The organism is Paenibacillus sp. Y930, assembly GCF_056786375.1.
On sequence record NZ_JBXCIX010000001.1, the window covers coordinates 1114139 to 1134074 of the forward strand.

The 19936-nt window shown below is 36.5% G+C and carries 21 protein-coding genes; 6 read left to right on the forward strand and 15 right to left on the reverse strand.

What is annotated here, in order from left to right; genetic code table 11:
- Positions 1–452 precede the first annotated feature (452 nt).
- From AC1TO5_RS05275 to AC1TO5_RS05305, 7 genes are all read right to left on the reverse strand, one after another.
- A complete protein-coding gene (locus AC1TO5_RS05275) occupies positions 453–659 on the reverse strand; it encodes a hypothetical protein (RefSeq protein WP_482061712.1) in 207 nt (68 codons plus the stop codon).
- A 31-nt stretch (positions 660–690) separates the two neighbouring features.
- Positions 691–1512, reverse strand: a complete 822-nt coding sequence (locus AC1TO5_RS05280) for a hypothetical protein (protein WP_482061713.1) — start codon at positions 1510–1512, stop codon at positions 691–693.
- Between the two features lie 421 nt (positions 1513–1933).
- Positions 1934–2425 carry a hypothetical protein gene (locus AC1TO5_RS05285; RefSeq protein WP_482061714.1) on the reverse strand — a complete coding sequence of 164 codons (492 nt, stop codon included), beginning with the start codon at positions 2423–2425 and terminating at the stop codon, positions 1934–1936.
- Entirely contained in the window at positions 2415–3302 is an 888-nt protein-coding gene (locus AC1TO5_RS05290) for a hypothetical protein (RefSeq protein ID WP_482061715.1), read from the reverse strand. Before AC1TO5_RS05290 ends, AC1TO5_RS05285 begins: the two co-directional genes overlap by 11 nt.
- A 15-nt stretch (positions 3303–3317) precedes the next feature.
- Positions 3318–3770 carry a hypothetical protein gene (locus AC1TO5_RS05295; RefSeq protein ID WP_482061716.1) on the reverse strand — a complete coding sequence of 151 codons (453 nt, stop codon included), beginning with the start codon at positions 3768–3770 and terminating at the stop codon, positions 3318–3320.
- 17 nt (positions 3771–3787) lie between these two features.
- Entirely contained in the window at positions 3788–4558 is a 771-nt protein-coding gene (locus AC1TO5_RS05300; RefSeq protein ID WP_482061717.1) for a DNA methyltransferase, read from the reverse strand.
- Entirely contained in the window at positions 4551–6074 is a 1524-nt protein-coding gene (locus tag AC1TO5_RS05305) for an Eco57I restriction-modification methylase domain-containing protein (RefSeq protein ID WP_482061718.1), read from the reverse strand. The genes AC1TO5_RS05300 and AC1TO5_RS05305 overlap by 8 nt, the downstream gene beginning before the upstream one ends.
- Before the next feature lie 1386 nt (positions 6075–7460).
- Here AC1TO5_RS05305 and AC1TO5_RS05310 point away from each other — a divergent pair.
- The 3 genes from AC1TO5_RS05310 (at position 7461) to AC1TO5_RS05320 (ending at position 8410) form a co-directional block, all read left to right on the forward strand.
- A complete protein-coding gene (locus AC1TO5_RS05310; RefSeq protein ID WP_482061719.1) occupies positions 7461–7583 on the forward strand; it encodes a transposase in 123 nt (40 codons plus the stop codon).
- A gap of 308 nt (positions 7584–7891) precedes the next feature.
- Complete coding sequence (locus tag AC1TO5_RS05315) at positions 7892–8026, forward strand: IS3 family transposase (RefSeq protein ID WP_482061833.1); 135 nt, start codon at positions 7892–7894, stop codon at positions 8024–8026.
- A gap of 111 nt (positions 8027–8137) precedes the next feature.
- Positions 8138–8410 (forward strand): DDE-type integrase/transposase/recombinase, encoded by a 273-nt coding sequence (locus tag AC1TO5_RS05320; RefSeq protein ID WP_482061720.1) that lies wholly within the window; start codon positions 8138–8140, stop codon positions 8408–8410.
- Between the two features lie 411 nt (positions 8411–8821).
- Here AC1TO5_RS05320 and AC1TO5_RS05325 read toward each other — a convergent pair whose 3' ends face one another.
- Entirely contained in the window at positions 8822–9820 is a 999-nt protein-coding gene (locus tag AC1TO5_RS05325; RefSeq protein WP_482061721.1) for a hypothetical protein, read from the reverse strand.
- An 85-nt stretch (positions 9821–9905) separates the two neighbouring features.
- Between AC1TO5_RS05325 and AC1TO5_RS05330 the strand changes: the two genes are divergently transcribed.
- Positions 9906–11225 carry a M28 family peptidase gene (locus AC1TO5_RS05330; protein WP_482061722.1) on the forward strand — a complete coding sequence of 440 codons (1320 nt, stop codon included), beginning with the start codon at positions 9906–9908 and terminating at the stop codon, positions 11223–11225.
- Positions 11226–11443: 218 nt separating this feature from the next.
- Here the strand turns inward: AC1TO5_RS05330 and AC1TO5_RS05335 are convergent, their stop codons facing one another.
- The 6 genes from AC1TO5_RS05335 to AC1TO5_RS05360 all read right to left on the reverse strand — a co-directional run bounded on the left by AC1TO5_RS05335 (position 11444) and on the right by AC1TO5_RS05360 (position 17634).
- Complete coding sequence (locus tag AC1TO5_RS05335) at positions 11444–12325, reverse strand: hypothetical protein (protein ID WP_482061723.1); 882 nt, start codon at positions 12323–12325, stop codon at positions 11444–11446.
- A complete protein-coding gene (locus tag AC1TO5_RS05340) occupies positions 12288–12878 on the reverse strand; it encodes an RNA polymerase sigma factor (RefSeq protein ID WP_482061724.1) in 591 nt (196 codons plus the stop codon). Before AC1TO5_RS05340 ends, AC1TO5_RS05335 begins: the two co-directional genes overlap by 38 nt.
- Positions 12879–13169: 291 nt before the next feature.
- Positions 13170–13937: a class I SAM-dependent methyltransferase gene (locus AC1TO5_RS05345; protein ID WP_482061725.1), complete on the reverse strand. Its 768-nt coding sequence runs from the start codon at positions 13935–13937 to the stop codon at positions 13170–13172.
- Between the two features lie 594 nt (positions 13938–14531).
- Positions 14532–15233 (reverse strand): Crp/Fnr family transcriptional regulator, encoded by a 702-nt coding sequence (locus AC1TO5_RS05350; protein ID WP_482061726.1) that lies wholly within the window; start codon positions 15231–15233, stop codon positions 14532–14534.
- Positions 15234–15515: 282 nt separating this feature from the next.
- Positions 15516–17384: a heavy metal translocating P-type ATPase gene (locus tag AC1TO5_RS05355; RefSeq protein WP_482061727.1), complete on the reverse strand. Its 1869-nt coding sequence runs from the start codon at positions 17382–17384 to the stop codon at positions 15516–15518.
- 34 nt (positions 17385–17418) lie between these two features.
- Complete coding sequence (locus AC1TO5_RS05360; RefSeq protein WP_482061728.1) at positions 17419–17634, reverse strand: heavy-metal-associated domain-containing protein; 216 nt, start codon at positions 17632–17634, stop codon at positions 17419–17421.
- Between the two features lie 157 nt (positions 17635–17791).
- Here AC1TO5_RS05360 and AC1TO5_RS05365 point away from each other — a divergent pair, with 157 nt between their 5' ends.
- Together AC1TO5_RS05365 and AC1TO5_RS05370 are read left to right on the forward strand one after the other, a co-directional pair.
- Positions 17792–18217 (forward strand): MarR family winged helix-turn-helix transcriptional regulator, encoded by a 426-nt coding sequence (locus AC1TO5_RS05365; RefSeq protein WP_482061729.1) that lies wholly within the window; start codon positions 17792–17794, stop codon positions 18215–18217.
- Positions 18218–18268: 51 nt separating this feature from the next.
- Positions 18269–19048, forward strand: coding sequence for an alpha/beta fold hydrolase (locus tag AC1TO5_RS05370; protein WP_482061730.1), 780 nt, complete (start codon positions 18269–18271; stop codon positions 19046–19048).
- Positions 19049–19495: 447 nt separating this feature from the next.
- On the opposite strand, the gene AC1TO5_RS05375 is transcribed toward AC1TO5_RS05370, so the two are convergent.
- Positions 19496–19933, reverse strand: a complete 438-nt coding sequence (locus AC1TO5_RS05375) for a hemerythrin domain-containing protein (protein ID WP_482061731.1) — start codon at positions 19931–19933, stop codon at positions 19496–19498.
- Positions 19934–19936: the final 3 nt, after the last annotated feature.

Below are 19936 nucleotides of genomic sequence, written 5' to 3' on the forward strand. Positions count from 1 at the left end.
TACTAGTACTATGCGAATCGTCTAATGATTCATTACTCATTTGTGCAAATGATTTATTTTTCCATTAGCTTTACATCCTACCAAATGATGCTAACGATCTTGGCACTAGATCTGTTCTAAACAATAAATAGCCGTACCAATGTAAAATACCGATAATGATTCCATTTCCCTTGTCTTATGTCATATACATTGTCTCCTTTTGTTAATTCATTTTTCTTGCTCTGATTTCATATTTTCATTAACTATAACCATAAATTGTAATGTAACGATTAAATTTTGTGGTTTTTTTGTAATGGATTTAATTTCTTTGGTCCGGAGAAAAATAAAAACACACGACCTTAGGTGTGTGTTTGAACAGGATTATTCGGATATTGCTGACCTAAAATAAGAAACACTTAGAACGCCGTTCGACATCATATAATGAAGATAACCTTCTCTTGTAGAAGATACCACTAGTCTTTATTCATGAATTTTTCTAAGGTTTCTTCATGAGGGAACTGCTCTGATTGATACACCTCTGGCAAATAAATCCGTTCATCCGACTCAACAAGCTTCATTCGCTCAATCAATCGTTGAATGTGATTATTAATCGACTCTATCTCAAACGAAAGCACTGTAAAACGATACTTTTGCTTCAGTTGGTACATAACGGATCGCATCGACGAAAGCCAAACCCCTTCACTAGTCGGATTAAAGTATACGAATTTTTCTCAATAACATGATCAACCTCTTGCCTAACTCCTTAATTAGCCGCTTTGCTTGATTAAGCGTCATGCCCCAATTCATTAATCGGGCTAGTAAATCATAATTACCGTCTAGCACTTTAATTTGCTGACTCCAGCTCTCGACCAGCTTCATGCCTATACCTGATATTTCGTTAGCGATCCGCTCTGGATCATTCATCAAAATATCAATAACTTCCAATCCATATGTATCATAAAGTAGCTCTGCTCGCTTCTTTAACCCTTTCAAGCTTTGCAGAAAAACAATAACACCCTCTGGCGTCGTCAGCTTTTCAATTTTGATAGAATCAAGCTTTATTTGCTTACTATTTTTATATAAAGTTACTGCACCTTCAATGAGATAAGACTGTCCCTCTTGCAGCGCAAACGGAATATCACCTGAAATGGTAATTGTTTTTTTCTTGTCTTCGATGCACACATAAGCTCCATAGCTTGCTTCTTCATCGAAAAAGACCTCTCCATATACCGTAACCTTACGCTTAATTTTCTGGTTCACTTCTAGCTGTTCAAGCCAGTTAGGGAGTGATTGTTTTGTAAGTCTTGTTGGCCATGGGTTCATCTTCTTTAAGTGATCGTACTGTTTAAAGTATCGGGTAATTATTACTACATGTCTATAGGGATTTGTTTTCGACTTAATTTTGTCCAATAATGTCGTTTCTATTATGCTTCCGCTCATTACCATTGTTGTTTTGTAAGAGGCTTTAATAAAAGCCATTGCATTTTCCACATACAATATAAGACCGACATATATCTGCCAGCAACCTATCATCGCATGAAAAAGCCTCCCATTTAGGGAGGCTACAGTTTATTATTTCTTAATATCTCTATCCAATTAGCCAACGAAAGAAAAAGGCAGTTGCGTACCTCAATCTTTGGATGATGGCTGGCTTTATGAATTTCTGTCAGTTTTCCTGAAAAAAAAATACTCAACATGCCGTCTACAGCATGCAAGAGATGTCGTAAAACCGGCTTTGAAAAATATAATGGTAAGTTCCATTCTTGAAAGCCTTTATGGATTCATTGGTCATGTGCTAAATTATTCATGAGACTGGTACACTCCTTTGGTGGATGGTTGTCTGAGAACTTTCATTCTAACCAAAAGAGCGGACTCTGTCTTTTTTTGTATGGAGATTATTTGAAGAGGAAATTCTCATTATGAGATTAAAGTTAAGTTATATAAACTTGACGATTTACATTTTAGGAATCATTGTAGGGAAATCTGGTGTATTAGTCATCAGATCCCATCTTGCTACCTTCATTTTTTTTATTATCTTACGTTCACCATAATCCAACAAATCTTCACGTTTCAGCACATTTAAAATTTTATTAAGAGTTCCTAAATCTGCCGAAGTAAATAAAAAGGCTTCATCCGGTCCAATTAACTTACAATAGGACCATAATTGTCCTAAATCCCTTAACGTTAAATTTGTTTTCTTCGCTTCAATAAAAAATAATTTGCTATCTTTTTTTTTCTTAGCAATACCAAGTACATCAATCTGAATATCCAAACCAATAGCTTGGTCTTTACTCACTCCATAATTGGAAAGTACTTTATCAAGTCTTTCACTATGAGCATCTACTGTGATAATTTCATATCCCTTATATTTATGTTGAAGATAACTTTCTAGCCAGTTCATCATGGGCTCATATAATTCAAATTCACTACTTACATTACTCCTCATATCCTAAATCCTTAGCAATATGTTTCCATGAATCATAATGGTTACCACGAATCTCAGCAGGAATAAATTCGTCAAATTCACCTGGATGATGAGGGTTGCATTTACTCACCTTCCTGCCTTGCCAATAAAATTTATGAGTAGTACCTTCAATACTCTTACCAGCTGCAGTAATGTATGCTTTCAACTCACTACAAAACTTAGATAATGCCTGATTCTTGTGTATAATCGCAAAGCCTACTGGCACAAATTCATTAGCAAATATTTTTATCTGGTGCTCTTTCTTCCAAAAATTAAATTTTCCTTGATTGTATTTTGTTAGCTTAGGATCTCTTGTATTAGGATGCGCCCAATCAATATTTTGTACTGGAATATTAACGGTTTTCAACAAATTACATATATCAACAACCAAATACCAATTATGTGGTACTTCCAAGTATACCCTATGCATATGTCTTTCAAAAAAATAATTGCTTTTTCGTATATATCCCGTTACATCAGCGAACCCTCTTAAAAAACTAATTCTTTCATCATAACTAAATTGAAATACATCATGATGTATACGAATATTATCATGCGAAGTGGCATCGCCTATGTATCTCATAATCTCCCTAATAAGGTAGTCATCACTGGGTTTTCTGAATGAGAGTACTGTTGCCGATCTATTTTGAATAAACTCAATCCCCGTTCCCATTAATGGTTCAAGAATACTTCTAATATCAGATATACTAGCCTTTACATATACTCTAACGTCGTCAGAAGCCTCTGTTTCTAATTTCTTATGTGGAATATCAATCGAAATTATGGTTTCTGTTGGACCTCGACTAATTTCACCATTTCCAGATATCATACCTAGTAAATATGCCATTTCAGTATTCATTGGTGTCCTCGCTATCTATTTATTATATCCATTGTCGAAATCAGCTAAATAGTTTGGGTACTGTGACTGTATAATATTACGAATAGCCACACTATTTTGTGTCCTGCCAACCTTGAATCCATAATCCCTCAATAATTTTTCGGAAAATAATCCTCTATTTATTCTATTACCATTAACAATACATACGCGAAGTTCTCTAGTTGCTTTATGAGTATTTGGTGAATCTAAGTATAATCTCAGTTGTACCCCAGTTTTCATTTTATCTCCACCACTAGTTGGTTCATCTATTGATATAACGTAACAATCTTGACCAGGCAACTCAATATTAAACCTGTTAAGCTTATCTTCTGGGACCTGAGCCTCAAATTGTAATAAATTACTATTATTCGCTAAATAACCAATGGCTTCAAAAAAACTGTTATTGGAATGAAAATGTATATCCATTGCACTTGTAGAAAAAACACTCATAAGTCTACCCCCAAAAATCACTTTTTTAGAAATATCATTAAATACTCATGAACCTTATTAATTCTAAATCGATACGGATAGCCTAATGGCCTCATATTGTTATATTCATGTTGTCTGTCCCATATAATAAGATCATCATAGATAAACCCTATTTTTTTCATTTTGTCTGCTAAATCGCTGTGTAACGGATAAAATTTATCCTTCTTACGAATATCCATAACATTAACAATACAATATTTGTCTGTTTTCAATGTTCTATGCACTTCCGTAAAAACTTCCTCTAATAAATCCAAAAATTCATAGTAGCTTGTAATATTACCCAAATCTTCATTATCATTAGAATATCCTATACTTTCCTTCTTGTCTACACTTCGTTTCATATTCAATATATCCCAATACGGCGGCGAGGTGATACACAAATCAAATTGATTCTCATCAAATCCTTTTAGTACCTTTATACTATCTCCATTAATTATATTAATCTCATCATGATCACAACGTTTTTTTGCTATTTCACAAAACTCAGCCGAAAGATCAATGCCAATACCTTTAGACTCCGCTTTAATGCAGCCTTCCATTGTAGAACCGACACCGCTAAATGGATCTAGTACTAGACTACCCGTTCTAGAGAACGTTCTAATTAATTTTTCAACTAAATCTGATGGATAGGATGCAGGATGAGCCATTTTTTTTTCATCAGCTGATTTTTTTATATCTCTCCAAATACTGAATGAATTTTGTAACCACTCTTTACCTGTTAAATCATTTCTTCGTTTATCATTATTCATTATTTGACCACCTAATCGACTGCATATTTTTCATATAATTTTCAATAAAGCTTACTTCTGATTGCGTTAAGCCATAAATTTCATTAACTAGTCTATTCATTTGTTCATATTTCCCATGCCATTCACTACTTAAATACTCAATATTCTCAATATCATTTACTAAGTCGACTACCTGATTGTATTTATCCCCTGTTGCTATTTTTATTGGAATACGATTGATATATTTTTTGTCGGTATGCGCAGTTAACTTAGTACCATTGAAACAATATTTGAATAAATAAAAATTAATCAATCTAGAATGTAATAAACTCAACAAATACTTACAGTTTTTCTCACTACTATCCGTTATGATAGTTACTGTTTCTTTTGCTTCCAAATCACCTGCAAAAGAGCCTATAATCCCTGATTCCGCACTATAAATATTTTGAATAAATATTCTATAACCACTTGTCGGAACCTTCGTATGTTTAAATCCGAATTTTTTTATATCTTTTCCACTTATAGCCTCATTACTTTTTGAACGACCTCTTCCAATATAACCTTTACAATACTCTTCTAAACTTTGAAAGGATCCCGTTAGCTTTTCATATATCTGGCTATCATCTTCCGACATATATACTCTAATGACATCAGAAAACGTATTTTGTTTTATTTTTGATTTTTCATTAAATCTAGATTCGATATATCCCTTAAATGCAATTTCTGATGTTAGATTTGGTTCCGCATTTTTTATTGTAATTACAATTTGCTCACCACGTACATTTTTAAAAAACATGCCTAAATCTACAATAGAAATGATTTGGTATTTTTGTAGTAATGTTTTTCTTAATTCGCTATATGTCGACACATGTAAAAAATTTTTAGGAATAATGTATGAAAGAATTCCATTTGTTTTCAGCATATCTAAGCTTCTAATGATTGAACCAATAAACAAGTTTCCAAACACACTACCATGTGGTACATACGGTGGGTTTCCAATAATTAAATCTGGTTTATCAACGCCTAGTTTTAAAAGTGTAGCCTCTGCAGAATGATTAATACTATCATGATGAATAACTCTATCTGAATTGTAAAAAGATGAGATACTTTTAATCGCTTCTACATCATAATCGACACCATACACATTTTTATAGCCATGTTTCAATGCACCCAATATAAAACTTCCCTTACCACAACAAGGATCAATCACTATAGCATCTAAAGGCAACTCTAACTCTAGATACATTAAATTCACCATTTCATATGGAGTATAATAAATTCCATTTGTTTTTTTGAATTCTTTATCTAAATTAAATTCATACTTTTTTTGTTCACTATTAAATACATTCACATCAATATCACAAAATTCCATTATTAATTTTCTTTGATCTATTGGTTTTTTAGCACTTTTGGGAATGAGCCACATTAATCCATTTTTACGTGCACCAATAACACGACCTTCTTTACAAAGAGTATTGACTCTCCTATTCGAAACTCCCCAAATCAATGCGATTTCTTTTGAAGTTACAGATTCCATATTCACTTCTCCTCCACTCTAATTATATTCCAAGCTAGGAACAATAACAACCAATAGCAGTATTTACTAAGGGCAATCGCTTACGGGTTTGAAGAAAGTTGAAGTGATTTCTTAAAATAGGTGGGGGCTAGTCCGCAGATTTTTTTTCGCACGCTACCACACCTAGAATTTTCTTGTTTCACTAGGTTAAGTACCTGATAGCGTAAGAAGTTTAATTTTTCAATATCTTGTCCACTTCGAGAACAGCTTATCGGCGGATCTGGTACTGGCAAGTGTGCTTTAGCAATATATATTAGTTAACAAGAAAACATAAAGTAGATTGATACCGATCAATCTTAATAGGATGATGATTTCTTTATAGAAAATAATCCGATGAATACTCCCGCTATTTATCAATGCTGTAACATCAGTTGAAGTGAGCGTTCTGATGTATTATCCATTTTTGCTTAGCATGGGGTTGACACGAACTTGCATCAGCTGTGCCTGGATACGACCAGTTTACCGATGTTTAACTGCAACTTCGTTTTGGAAAATTTGGGATATTTCCGTTCTTTGATGAGATAGTCTCGATTGGAGAAGTAGACATATTTCACTCTGCTGCGAGCATAACCTGGAATATGGGGCTTGCCCTTGTAATTCTCAGGATGCTTGTGGTAGTTTTTCATGCCCGCAAAAAAATCCATTTTTTTGGAATACCATAGATAAGATACTCTGACTACTCTATCTTGGAAGCGCACGATAATCGATTTGTTTCATCACTTTGAATAATGCGTCCAAGAAGTTGTATTGAAAAAAGGTTTGTCTTACGATGGCAGCTTGAATGGATGGGCAAGATTTTTGCGCTCCTTCTTTCATTCATGAGGTCAAGGTATGAAGCTAGCATGTCCACGACCTGCTGTTTCAAGGGCTAAAGTGGTCCAGCTAGTAACGTTCTGCCTGATAAAGAAGTTGGTCGTATTGTACAGGTTTTTAGCATCCTGACAAGCTTGATCCAGATAAGATAATATGCGATGTCCAGGCTTAATCCACACCTGTAGGGTTCTGTACATTAGCTCTCTATTTTTCAAAATTCCACATCCTTTCGAACAGTAAACAAGAACTCACGTTCTCATTCGATTATACCTCAGCGGAATCCGGATGGGAAGAATAAGTTGTGGGATATTCGGGAAGACACTGATTCACCTCGCTCTTACAAAAGTGGAAGTACTGTCGACGAAAGGGATAGATTTACGTCTTGCCCTCTACCAAAAGGACATTAAAACTAACGATGGCTATATCGTTTTTGGCTCTTTTTTTCCGTTGTGCCCACAAGGATTGGAGATAGTATAAAGTAGTGGACACAAAAAGGAAGACTGATAAAATAATATTGAAAGGTTGTATCCAACTATGGGAACTAAACAAGGAATATATAGTGATGAGTTCAAAGCCATGATCGTTGAACTTCATCGTAACGGAAAAACAGCATCTGAAATTATGAGTGAATATGTTCTAAGCAAAACGGAGTTTTAAAAATGGGTCAATGAAGGTAAAGAGATTAAAGTAGACAATGAACAAGTCGCTGTTGTAGAGGTCAAAAAGTTCAAATCTAGAATTGAAGAGCTTGAAGAGGAATTTGAGATCCTAAAAAAAGCTATGACCATATTCGTCAAAAGATAAGTGTTCGTAAGGTTGTCGATGTTACCGTATCCCAGTCTGACAAACTTAGCAAAAGTAAATTGTGTAAGGTGCTAGGGATTTGACGTAGCAGCTACTATTACTGTACTCAAAAACGCACTGAGGGTCGATTAAAACAAGAAAATAATTGGTTAAGACAAGAGATCATCCGCATCTATCGTGAACAAGATGATGTCTATAGATCGCCTAAAATCAAGGAAGAACTTCTTAAGCTACAACTCCCATTTAAAGTGAATGAGAAACGAGTACAGCGGATCATGAGAAGCCTAGGGCTCTGATCTGTTGTGGTCAAAAAGTATAGACCGTACAAATCAGATGCTGTGTATAATGGTGGCGAAAACCTGCTGAAGAGAAATTTTAAGGCAAGCAAGAGAAATGAAAATGGGTAAGTGATATTCAAGGGTTGGTGCTATTTAGCTTCGATTATGGACTTATCTACAATTAAGATTATTGGTTGGTGTTTCAGTCAAACGATGGATATAGCTTGTGTGTTATCTGCACTCCATCAAGCTGTATCCACTCAGAAGCTTACTAAGGGAGTTTTCCTACATTCAGATCGAGGCAGTCAATATACGAATCATGAGTATCGAGAAGTACTCAAGACACTGGGAATACGGCAGTCCTTCTCAGCAGATGGAAGATTTCCTGTCCCATCCGCCTAATCTAGTCTTTCTTTTTATGTCCACTCTATTGACAGAAGTCCAATTTTGGATTAGGGTTACCACCTGGGTGGAAATGAGGAGACCTCTTTGGGTCACGTCAACCGACTTCCCCCCGAATCCAGTCCCATATCTTACGTAGCGTTGGTGGTATTGGACATTCCCATATTTCGCAAGGTCATCCGGCTACGTCAGCCAACTTGGCTTACCTCCTGTTCCGGGTTTTGCCTTCGCATCATCCACACCTATCCTCATGGACTAAACACTATGCATCAGCTCTGTACTTCCGCCACCCTGCGGTATTACTAGAGACTTTCACTCTTTAGTCGATTGCGCTGCCAAGCGTACAAAAATAAGACGTCTGTGAGACACAGACGCCATTGAATTAATATTTTACAATCCTAGACAGTCCTATTACCACAATTGATACTCAACACTTGTGTGGCACAAGAGCTTATATTGTATATCTTTACGTCTACATCGTGCTGCATAATTTCCTCTTATATCTGAACTTATAATCTCATCCCAATATGGGATATTTCTTTTTAATCTACTTAAACATTGGCGAATCGTCTCGACTGTAACTGGAACTGGAATCTCTAATTCTACAAATTTTTCTCTTATATCTTTTGCTTCAAGATATATCGATGACATCATAATATGGTGTAGCACTGATAATTCCGTTAGTGATATGGCAATGGGTTGCATTCCTTTATAATGTATTTCTCGTTTATGCAGACCATAACTAATTACTAGTTCATTTTCATTTTCCTCATCAATTTCTTGATAATACATTTCCTCTGACATATATTTATCATTCTTCGGATCTACCCGTATGTACATACAGTCTTCTAATCTTTCTTCATTATCACTGATCATTTGATCAAGAGATTGACTTCGTTCTTCATTAGCGCTAATCAATTGCTTAAGATAATGACTTCGTTTTTCATATTCAATAGGATCCATCGTTTGAATCTCTTGCATTTCATACATGTGAACTTTTTTATTTGCCTCTCTAGCTATCAAAACTCCACAATTTGATCTAATAATATTTGCAATCATTCGCTGTGTATCCGTTAAATTTTTCTTTTGGCGACTTTCTAGCGCTAATTTGAAATGATAGAGTGCTGCCTCATACTCTTTATCCCAATACATAAGATGTGCATAACGATAATTAGCAAACGGATGATCCTGTTGCAGTTCTATAGCTTTTAGCAAGCATATTTTGGCTGCCTGTTGGTCAGGTTGCTTTGAACCTTTGTATTGTTCTCCATAACGCACATATAAGTTGACTAATTGCGCTCTTGAATATTCAATTTGTTCCCTGTTTTTATTTTTCCGTGCTGTTTTATAGTCAGATTTTAGTTCATTTTCAGTATCATATGGAAATCCTTCTTCATCTTCCTTTACCACTCTTGATCACTCCTAATTCAACTGTGACTGCGTGTCACACTCGTATATTACACTAACCTTACAAGAAAAAAGGAGATGATTCAATATGAATACAACACAATTACTAGCTCGGTATGGAATCCAGAAAACGGATCAGTTTGCACAATATAAGGGGCAGCCAAGTATAGCAAGTAAACTTCTCAACAGTACATTAATGAAATTAGGTAAAGATATTGGACAGTTATCATCCATTTCAGAGGAAGAGTGGATGAATGAACTTAGATATTCATCTTATGAATTCCGCATTGGCGGCGAAACTTTAATAGACCCAACACAGCAAGAACTCCCACTTGCAGATATTGATATCTATTTGAAGGGAATCTGTCGTTGGATGAATGATCTACAAATGTATACCCTATTTAGTTGTCAACCACATAAATCTCGCTTACCTGTAATTGGGATGCTTTCGCCTCTTACTACGATACAAATTGAATTATTACAAGAAATAGCACCAACCGGATTGTTGCTTTCTATATCACCTAATAGAATTACATTAGATTGCGGTGGCCAGCTAGAATTACTATTGGAACTAGCTGAAAATCTTTATCATTTGACACTTGAATCTGCAGTACCACTACCTCACAACATAGCGAAATTCAAGAATTCTTTAATTCAATTGCTATCTATACCAGGGGAAAGTCGTAATGAAGAACAAATAAGACAACATCTTTATACCAAGCTAGAACATACCGCCAATCACATATATGTCGATTCTGCTGGAAATCTATGCGTTACTTTTTATAAAGGAGAGGGACCTACTATTTTACTTTGTTCACATATGGATATCTATTCAGAACTCGAGCAAGACAGATTAATTATCCAAGATAATAATTACTTACGATCTTCTCACGGTATATTAGGCGCAGATGATCGCGCAGGCATAGCTATCATTTTAGAAGTAATAGATCATATAGACCAAATCGACTTTACAGGAACATTGAAAATAGCATTTACAGTTGAGGAAGAAATCGGATTAATCGGGTCCAGCAAACTAGACCCCTATTTTCTAAAAGATGTAGATGCAGCTATTGTTGTGGATAGAAGATCTACTCGAGATATCGTTACGTCCTATGCAGATATGATCCCATTTTGCACTAGAAAATATGGCCGGTTATTTGAACGAGCAGGAATACTAATTGGAATGTCGGACTGGAAAATGACCGCTGGCGGCTCAAGTGATGCAAGAATACTATCTCAAACATTTGGTATTCCTTCTGTTAATTTATCCGCTGGCTATATGAACGAACATACTGAAGAGGAAACCGTTGATTTTATTGCTAGCTATGAAACCTATCTTCTCATTACATGCGTATTGCATCATCAACTCATTCAAAGAAAATCACCACTAATCAAACGTCACTACTAAGAAGGGAGGTGATACCATCATGGACGAATCGAACCGTATTAAGAAATTATACCGTAGTAGTGTAAGAGCTTATATTCTCAGTATTATTTCAGTAATTGTTTGTACTATTGCAGTAATCCTTTCTATTATTAATTTGTTCTACTAACCGTATGTAACAATACCTCCTTAGACAATTAGGTCAATAAATAGACCCGAGATGTCTAAGGAGGTCCGATATACTAGTGAACGGCAACCAATTGACTCAATAATGATGTTATCTCTTCAGCAACATGAGGTGAAGTATTATTCGTAGAAATATTGTAGAACACATCTCCCATCTCCTCAGATGATCTCCACATCGCATTCGTTCCATGTTCATTCGACGTTAAGAAACCATCGATTCCGCTAATCTTTAATTGCTGTGATCCTTCATTATGAAATTGATCAGTATATACTGTTTCCCAAGTCTGCCCTTCAGACATTGTTACCGTATAATCATAATCCCCGATAATAAACACCAGAGTTACAGATAGAATTTCCTCTAATGCTTTTAGCTTTTCATAGGTCACCTTATCGCCATTCGCACGACTTTCTTCTATTAGACTCTCAGTATTTGGCTTGACTGCAGCATGATTAATATTTGCAAATTGGAAGTCAAATTTATTATTCAACGATGCAGGCATTGGAAAACTATCGCTGACGTCCATTGTTAATCTATCCCACTGCTTGTACTCAACTGGTTTCGAACTTACAGATACAACCCGATCATTATTATTGTTTGGACTATATACTGCGATCGCTTCACCTTCTTCGATGAGAGTTAAGTAGTAATCTGATATCCCTCTCTGCGCTATATGCAGCTTTGTTTCCTCTTCGCTAAAAGGTAGAATCGAAACCCACTGTTCGCCCTTATCATTGTATAGATTAATTATTTTCACAGATGCAAATCCTGTTCCCATAAGAACTACAAGTGATATCGCTACTGCAATTAGTAACTTTGGTTGAAGCATGATGCTTCTATTTTTCCTAGCAGAAATAGCGTGCATTACTTGATCATGAACATCAATCTCAGGAATCTTTATTTCATTTACTTGTTGTTCGAAGCTTTGGACTGCACTCATAATATGCTTCACTCTCCTTATCTATATCTAATCTACAATTCTGTTGTTGCAATCTTTTCTTTGCACGTTCATATTGTTTACGTAGATTGGTTGGACTATCTTGTAAAATTCCACTCATTTCTTCATAGCTGAAGCCTTGAATTACTTTTAGTATGACGATCGCACGATACTTTGGTTTAAGATAATTAAGTAATTTAAAGATTTCTTCATTCATTTGCTCGTCCTGTTGTATAGCCATTATTGGTTGCTCAATTGTCATCTTATGCAGTAAGGCGAACATTCGCTTGTCCTTCTTCAACTTATTAAGACATAATCGGTGGGCTATTGTCATCAACCAACCAATAAAGTTCCCTTCATATTTATAGTGGTGCAAATGCTGATAGGCGTTAATAAATGTGTCCTGCACAATATCCTCGGCATCCTGATAATTAGTCAACATCGGATAACAATATCGAAACACCTTTTGTTGACTTATCTTTACTAGCTCTGAAAAAGCTTGATGATCTCCAAGCTGTGCTTTACTAACATAGTTATTTATCTGTTCAGTAGTCAATTGTATCCCCCTTTCCTTATCTACCTACTTAAGTAACAATTGGAATCTCGCAAATGTGACACTTTGTTTCATTGTGAAAATAAATTTCATTATGTATGTTTGAAATCATACCAATTCATTTGATATAATATAGCATTCGATCTGACAGAAAACACCAACAAGGAGACATCCCCATATGAAGAGCATATGAAAGCTTATAACAGCTATATCGTTTCTGGCTCTATTTTTTCATGGTGTCCTGGAGGGTTTGTAGATCGTGATCTTCTAGTTTTTCTTTCGCTTGACGAGGAGTTATTGTTTAATCGCCATAATTCTTATCCGCTTATAATCCGCATACCAAAAACCATTTTGAAATAGCTCTGCTCTAGCTTTGTTGGCGGATTTTTCAAATATAATGTTTTTCTCCGCTTCCCCGACATCTTTGAAATAGTTGTCTGCAAATGAGGTCAACCAATCTTTTAATCCATTTTCACTGTCTTCTAGTTTCGTTGGTCGATCAAAATGAACCGCATACGTTACTCGAAAACCTTGCTTCTCTAGCAAAGAACTATACTCTCCTATCGTTGGAAAGTACCATGGATTGTATATGGTAGCATCTTTTCCGTAATCTTCAGCAAATACGTCATTGATTGCCTTAATAATAGCAGCAACATTACCGTAGCCTCCGAATTCAGCAACAAACCTTCCGCCAGTAACGAGTGCATCCCATACACATTTCAACACCTTCTCGGGATTTTTCATCCAATGCAGCGCTGCGTTCGAAAAGACAGCATCGAAGGATTGTTCAACGGTAAAATCTTCACCGTTTTCAAGCTCGAAATTAATATGAGGATACTTTTCACGAGCCTTTTCAATCATCTCTTTAGAGAAATCCATACCGATAACGCTCGCTCCATGGCTTGATATTTCATATGCCAAATCACCTGTGCCGCAGCCCAAATCAAGGATGCTTTCCCCTTTTTGTGGATTAAGCAGTTCAACGACATCTTTGCCGAATTCAGAAATAAAGCTTAATCTTTTGTCGTACAACTCAGACTTCCAAACTTGATTTGAATCCATAGTAGTTCAGCTCCTTAGACTTCATGATATATACCTAATACTAGCGCCCCTCACAACGAACATTTATATTTAACGAATCAATCATGTATTAGTTACATTTTGTTACAGTTCCATCTGTAAGGGAAATATATATATCCTATCTCAATTATAGTTTAAAACTATAAACAAACTTAAGTTAATAGGGTGAGCTATTAGTGAACTGAATAATACCGTTTCGTTGTTGAGTAAATAAGAGGATGATATACAAAAATTATTTTAGATGCTTTACATGCAGGAGAAAAGAGCAATTGTACATTATTGGTTTGTGCGTGCCTACATTAACCTAAAAGGACACAGAAACCGTTATTTGTGAATTTCAGGGTCGAATGGCATTCTAGAGGACAGAGAATCCGTTATTTGCCCTTAATGGAGTCCAATTGTATCAAAAAATGTAAAATAAGTGCATCTGTGTCCGGTAAAATGGATAATAGAGACCTACATAGCAAATAAGGTCTCTGGTGTCCGTCAAATTGGTACACGCGGCCCTACAATGTTTCTGTAAGAAACAGACATCAAAAGCTCATGCTTAGCTTTCGATGGGAAGGCATACTTAAGTTATAACGCTGACAATGCATCCCTATTAATAATGCGAATAATACCTTGTCCTACCTGTTCGATCCAGTTCTGTTCTTGAAATTCTGTTAGCTTCCTACTAACGGTTTCCGGTGTTGTACCGAGATAGGAGGCAAGATCCTTCTTTGTCATGGGCAATGTAATCAAGGCTACCTGTTGACCTTCAGCTAACTCAACCAAGTAAGTGGCAATTCGCTTTTCAGCAGCTTCTGAAGTAAGACTGCTTACTTGTTTTTCCGCTTGACCAAGACGTCGACTAAATTCCTCCATAATTTTGAACGAGATCATTGGATATTGAAGTAATAAAGCTTGTAAATCATTACGCTGCATGACGCATAGCTCCGTTTTCTCCAATGCTACAGCGAAGTTTTCATGTACCGACTCTGTAAATAAAGCTTGTTCGCCCACGAAATCACCTGGCTCTAATATGCGAATTAATTGCTCCTTACCTAATTCCGATAGCCGATATACTTTCACCTTACCTCGATGCACAATATATAAGCTATCGGAATTAGTCCCTGCCTCGAATATTTCCTCATTACGCTCATAGTAGTTAGATTTCGTCGTACTAGCAATCTCCTTCATAACATCTAACGGCAAATGATTAAAGATCGGCACTAAAGAGATGCAAAGCTGCTGCATCTCTTCTTTGTCTCGATGATCCGAATGCCCACACGAGCTCACTCCTAACACATCCTCTCGTTATTGGTACATGCTAAAATTTCCAAGTTCGCTCCATATTCGATGTCGAATAACCTACGTTAGCTAATCATCGTTTTCAAAGTCTGCTTTTTGAACTTACCCTTCCAATAAAGGTTCAAAAAGCGGGCTTTCAGAATCGAGAAGATGAAGCGCTACTTGAGAAAGATGGAAGCGCAAGTGTACGTTATTGGTACACGCGAACCGTACTTTCCAAGTTCGCTTCATATTCGATGTCGAATAACCTACGTTAGCCAATCATCGTTATCAAAGCCCGCTTTTTGAACTTACCTTTCCACTATTATACCTTACAAGCCTGATCGCGTTAACTATCACGAGTAGTACACTCAGCTCATGAATAAGCATACCTAGTGAGAGAAATACTTTTTGCAATAATACACCAATGAGAAGTACGACAACGGTGCCAATTGCCAGAAACGTATTTTGCTTCATATTACTGACGGTAGCTTTGGCCAATGAGTAAGCATGTGCGAATTGATCCAACTTATCTGCCATCAATACAACATCTGCAGTTTCCATGGAAACATCCGTTCCAGTCGCTCCCATTGCAATGCCAATATCAGCTGTGGCAAGTGCTGGAGCATCATTAATGCCATCACCAACCATCGCAACGACAAAACCAGATTCCTTCAGCTCTTGAACTTTAGCTACTTTATCCTCTGGTAGCATCTCAGCGAAAACATGATCGATACCTAAGTCGGCTGCAACTAACTCTGCTGTATGGCGATTATCGCCTGTTAGCATATAGAACTGCTTAATTCCCGCTTCACGTAATCGTTTGATCGCCTCGCTAGCCTCTGGTCGGATCTGATCTGCGATCGAAATTATCCCCTCTAGATTACCATCGATAGCAGCAAATATCGCCGTATTACCTTGCTTCTCACGCTTAAGCGCATAAGACTCCGCTTCTGCAGTAATAGCTATCGTATATTTATGCATAAGCTTACGATTGCCGATCACAAGCTCTCTTCCAGCTATATTTGCTCTAATCCCATTTCCTGTAATCACTTCAGCATCATCCAGCTGACCAATTAAAGCGAGCTTTCTTGATTTTGCTTCTTTGACAATTGTTTGTCCTAGATGGTGCTCAGAAATCATTTCTGCCTCAGCCACCATTCGTAAAAGCTCGTTCTCGTGCATCGAAAACGTATGAATATCCGTTACTTCTGGCCGCCCTTTCGTCAATGTTCCTGTTTTATCAAATACAATCGTATTAACTTTAGCCAGTCTCTCTACAATTTCTCCACCTTTAATTAATACGCCATGCTTTGCACCATTACCGATACCCGCAACGATCGATACTGGCGCAGAAATAACTAGTGCTCCTGGACATGCAATAACAAGGAATGTCAATGTAAATTCAATATTTCTCGTTACGATATAGACAATAATGGACAATACGATAATGGCAGGTGTATAAATCGCTGCAAATTTCTCAAGAAATTTCTCGGTCTTCGTCTTCGATTCCTGTGCTTCCTCCACAAGTTCAATAATTTTCGCGAAAGTAGTATCATCACCAACTTTTTCAGCAATAACCTCTATATAGCCATTGTCTACGATCGTCCCACTATAGACATGATCAGATATTTTTTTGCTTGCAGGCGCGGATTCCCCAGTAATCGTTGCCTCGTTAATGAAAGCATGACCAGCGCTCACTTTTCCATCAACAGCAATTTTTTCACCTGATTGAATAACGACACAATCACCTTCTACTACATCATCAATCGCTAGCGTCTGTCGCTCCCCGTCTCGAATAACAGTAGCCTCGAGCGGAGCCATATCCATTAGCTTCTTCAACGAAGATCTCGTCTTTTCTAACGTACGCGCTTCAAGATAAGCCCCAAATAAGAACAAAAAGGATACAACCGCAGATTCAACATATTCGCCGATCACTAAAGCTCCAACGATTGCTATTGATACGAGTAATTCAATGCTGAAAACCTTCATTTTCAATGCCTGTAATGCTTTACTAATGATCGGAATACCAGCAATAACTGTTGAAATGATCAGTAATGTATCCTTTGCTACATGCCAACCCGTTAGATGAAATATCAATGCTACTGCCAGCAGCGATCCTGTGATCGCTGCGATGTAGGCTTTAACTTTTCCAGTCATAACTGTTCACCCTCCTTTCCAATAAAGCTATTAACTACTTTTCTCCTAATACAGGATAGCCAAGCTTCGTAATCGTTTCGGCTAATCGCTCGGTAGATACGATAGATTCATTAAAATCTATTTTCACTTTGCTAGAATGGAATAGCACTTTCGCATTCTCGACGCCCGCTCGCTTATTAAGTGTCGTCTCAATTTTCTTGATGCACGATGGGCAAGTTAACGTATCTAATTGGAATTTAATTGTTGTCATATGAATCAGCTCCCTATAAGTTGTTACATTGATCATAACGCCCTATAGCAGTTCTCGCCTTGATGTAGATCAAGATTACTCAAATTTACTATTTACGGTTGAGTAATCTATCTTTATAATTAAGCTATCTTAACTATTAAGCGAGGTAATGCTTATAATGAAAAATCATTATATTAATCGTATGAACGTTTTACATAACGAGATCAATATTCAAATAGCAAAAAAATTTGAAAGTAAGCTAGATAATGAGTTGACTACAAAACAAGTATTAATACTAGAATTAATACAATCGGGTTTAACCTCAACGAAAGATTTAGCCGATAAGTTAAGTGTTACAACAAGTGCAGTAAGTCAGCTACTCAATAAACTAGAAGATAAATATTATATTGAAAGGTTTATTAATCCGAACAATCGCCGTGAAATCGTCTTAATTCTGGCCGATAAAGCCAATCAATATTTTGACGATATCGCCTTTTTGAAAGACGAAATCAATAGAGACATCTATGGAAAGCTGTCGTTAGAAGAATTGAAGCAGTTAACGGACATATTAGAAAAATTACAAGTCATTACTCTAGCAAAATAGCTGATTTTTTTGCTAGAGCAAATCATTGCTAGGAAGCGAGGATTAATCGAGATGACATTACACTATCAAGAATATGGAAATAAAAACGCTGATCTCATGTTGTTGTTACATGGCGGTGGAGTGAGTGGTTGGATGTGGGATAAGCAAATTCAATATTTCACTAATTTTCACTGTGTTGTTCCAGATTTACCTGAGCAAGGTCAAAGCAATGATACTGAAAACTTTTCAATTAAAAATAGTGCAGAAAATCTGATTGAATTAATCCAAGAAAAAGCAAATGGTAAAAGGGTGATTGTCATTGGGTTTTCTTTAGGTGCTCAAGTAGCGATTCAACTCATTAGTATGAAACCCAATTTAATTGACTTTGCAATTATTAATAGTGCTTTAGTGAGACCAATTACATCTATCAAAAAGTGGATTCGCCCTTCTATTAAATTGACGTCACCATTAATGCGCAATAGGCTGTTTGCCAAACTACAAGCAAGAACATTATATGTGAATAAAGAATATTTCGAAAAGTATTATAACGAAAGCTGTCAAATGAGTTCCGATACGCTAGTTCGAATATTAGAGGAAAATATGTCGTTTGAAATACCTCAAGATTTCACAAAAGCAACTGGTAAAATATTAGTTACGGTCGGAGAGCGAGAAAAATCCGTGATGAAAGATTCTGCAAAGGATATTGTCGCAAGTAATGTAAACTGCGTAGGTGTCATCCTACCTGGAATTGGGCATGGAATATCTATGGCAAAGCCTGATTTTTTCAACGAAATGGTAGAGATGTGGATAGTTAAAGGGAGTTTACCTATTGGTGAAATCATAATAAATTGATAGCACTATTCTCTTCTCCTTCTAAATATAGTTATAGAGCCTAGTGATCTACTTCTGTTTGGACCCGGTGACTTATATGATCTTAAAAGGATATACCTACTTTTCTACTTACGTCACCCACCAAAATCTGTAACATCAATTTTGGCGCTACAGATACACTATTCGAGCTATTCTAACTCTGTAACATCAATTTTGGCGCTACAGATACACTATTCGAGCTATGCTAACTCTGTAACATCAATTTTGGCGTTACGGCAACATTATTCGAGCTATTCTAACTCTGTACAAGTTGTCACAAAACATTAGACCCAAAAAATTAAAAAGGTGGAAGCTTCGGTTCCACCAACAATTTACTCTTTCTAATATGCAGAAAAAAGACTGGAGTCTAATCAGGGATTAACCGATCAGTTTCCAGTCTTTGGTCGACAGCATTTCTTAGGTAGGTAACTAATTACCAAAGAGCAAACGTTCTTCATCTCTGCTGTGGATTTCATTAACAACGATGAGCGCTTGCAACTTAGGAAGAATTTCACCACTCAACCCTTCAGTTTCCCGTAATTTGAAAATATCCGCTACGATAATCTTTAACAAATCATGGTCACGAATTAGTTTAGTGACTGTTTCTTGCAAGGATGGATTATGTTCTGCAAGCTCTTGATAAAATCCGTCCTCTTCTGAGTCTGCGTGGCCAATAATTCTTGTTTCCCAGTAATCAAGTAAATCATCCAATATGATATTGATCTGCTCAGTATCTCCTGTTTTACTAGCATTAATAAAATCCGCTGTTTTACTTATCGCTCCGGAAAGCCCACCGTCATGAATCGCTCGATGTGAATGTAATTGCCGCAATGAAGGCCCTACTGCCATAGTTATCACCCTTTTCATACA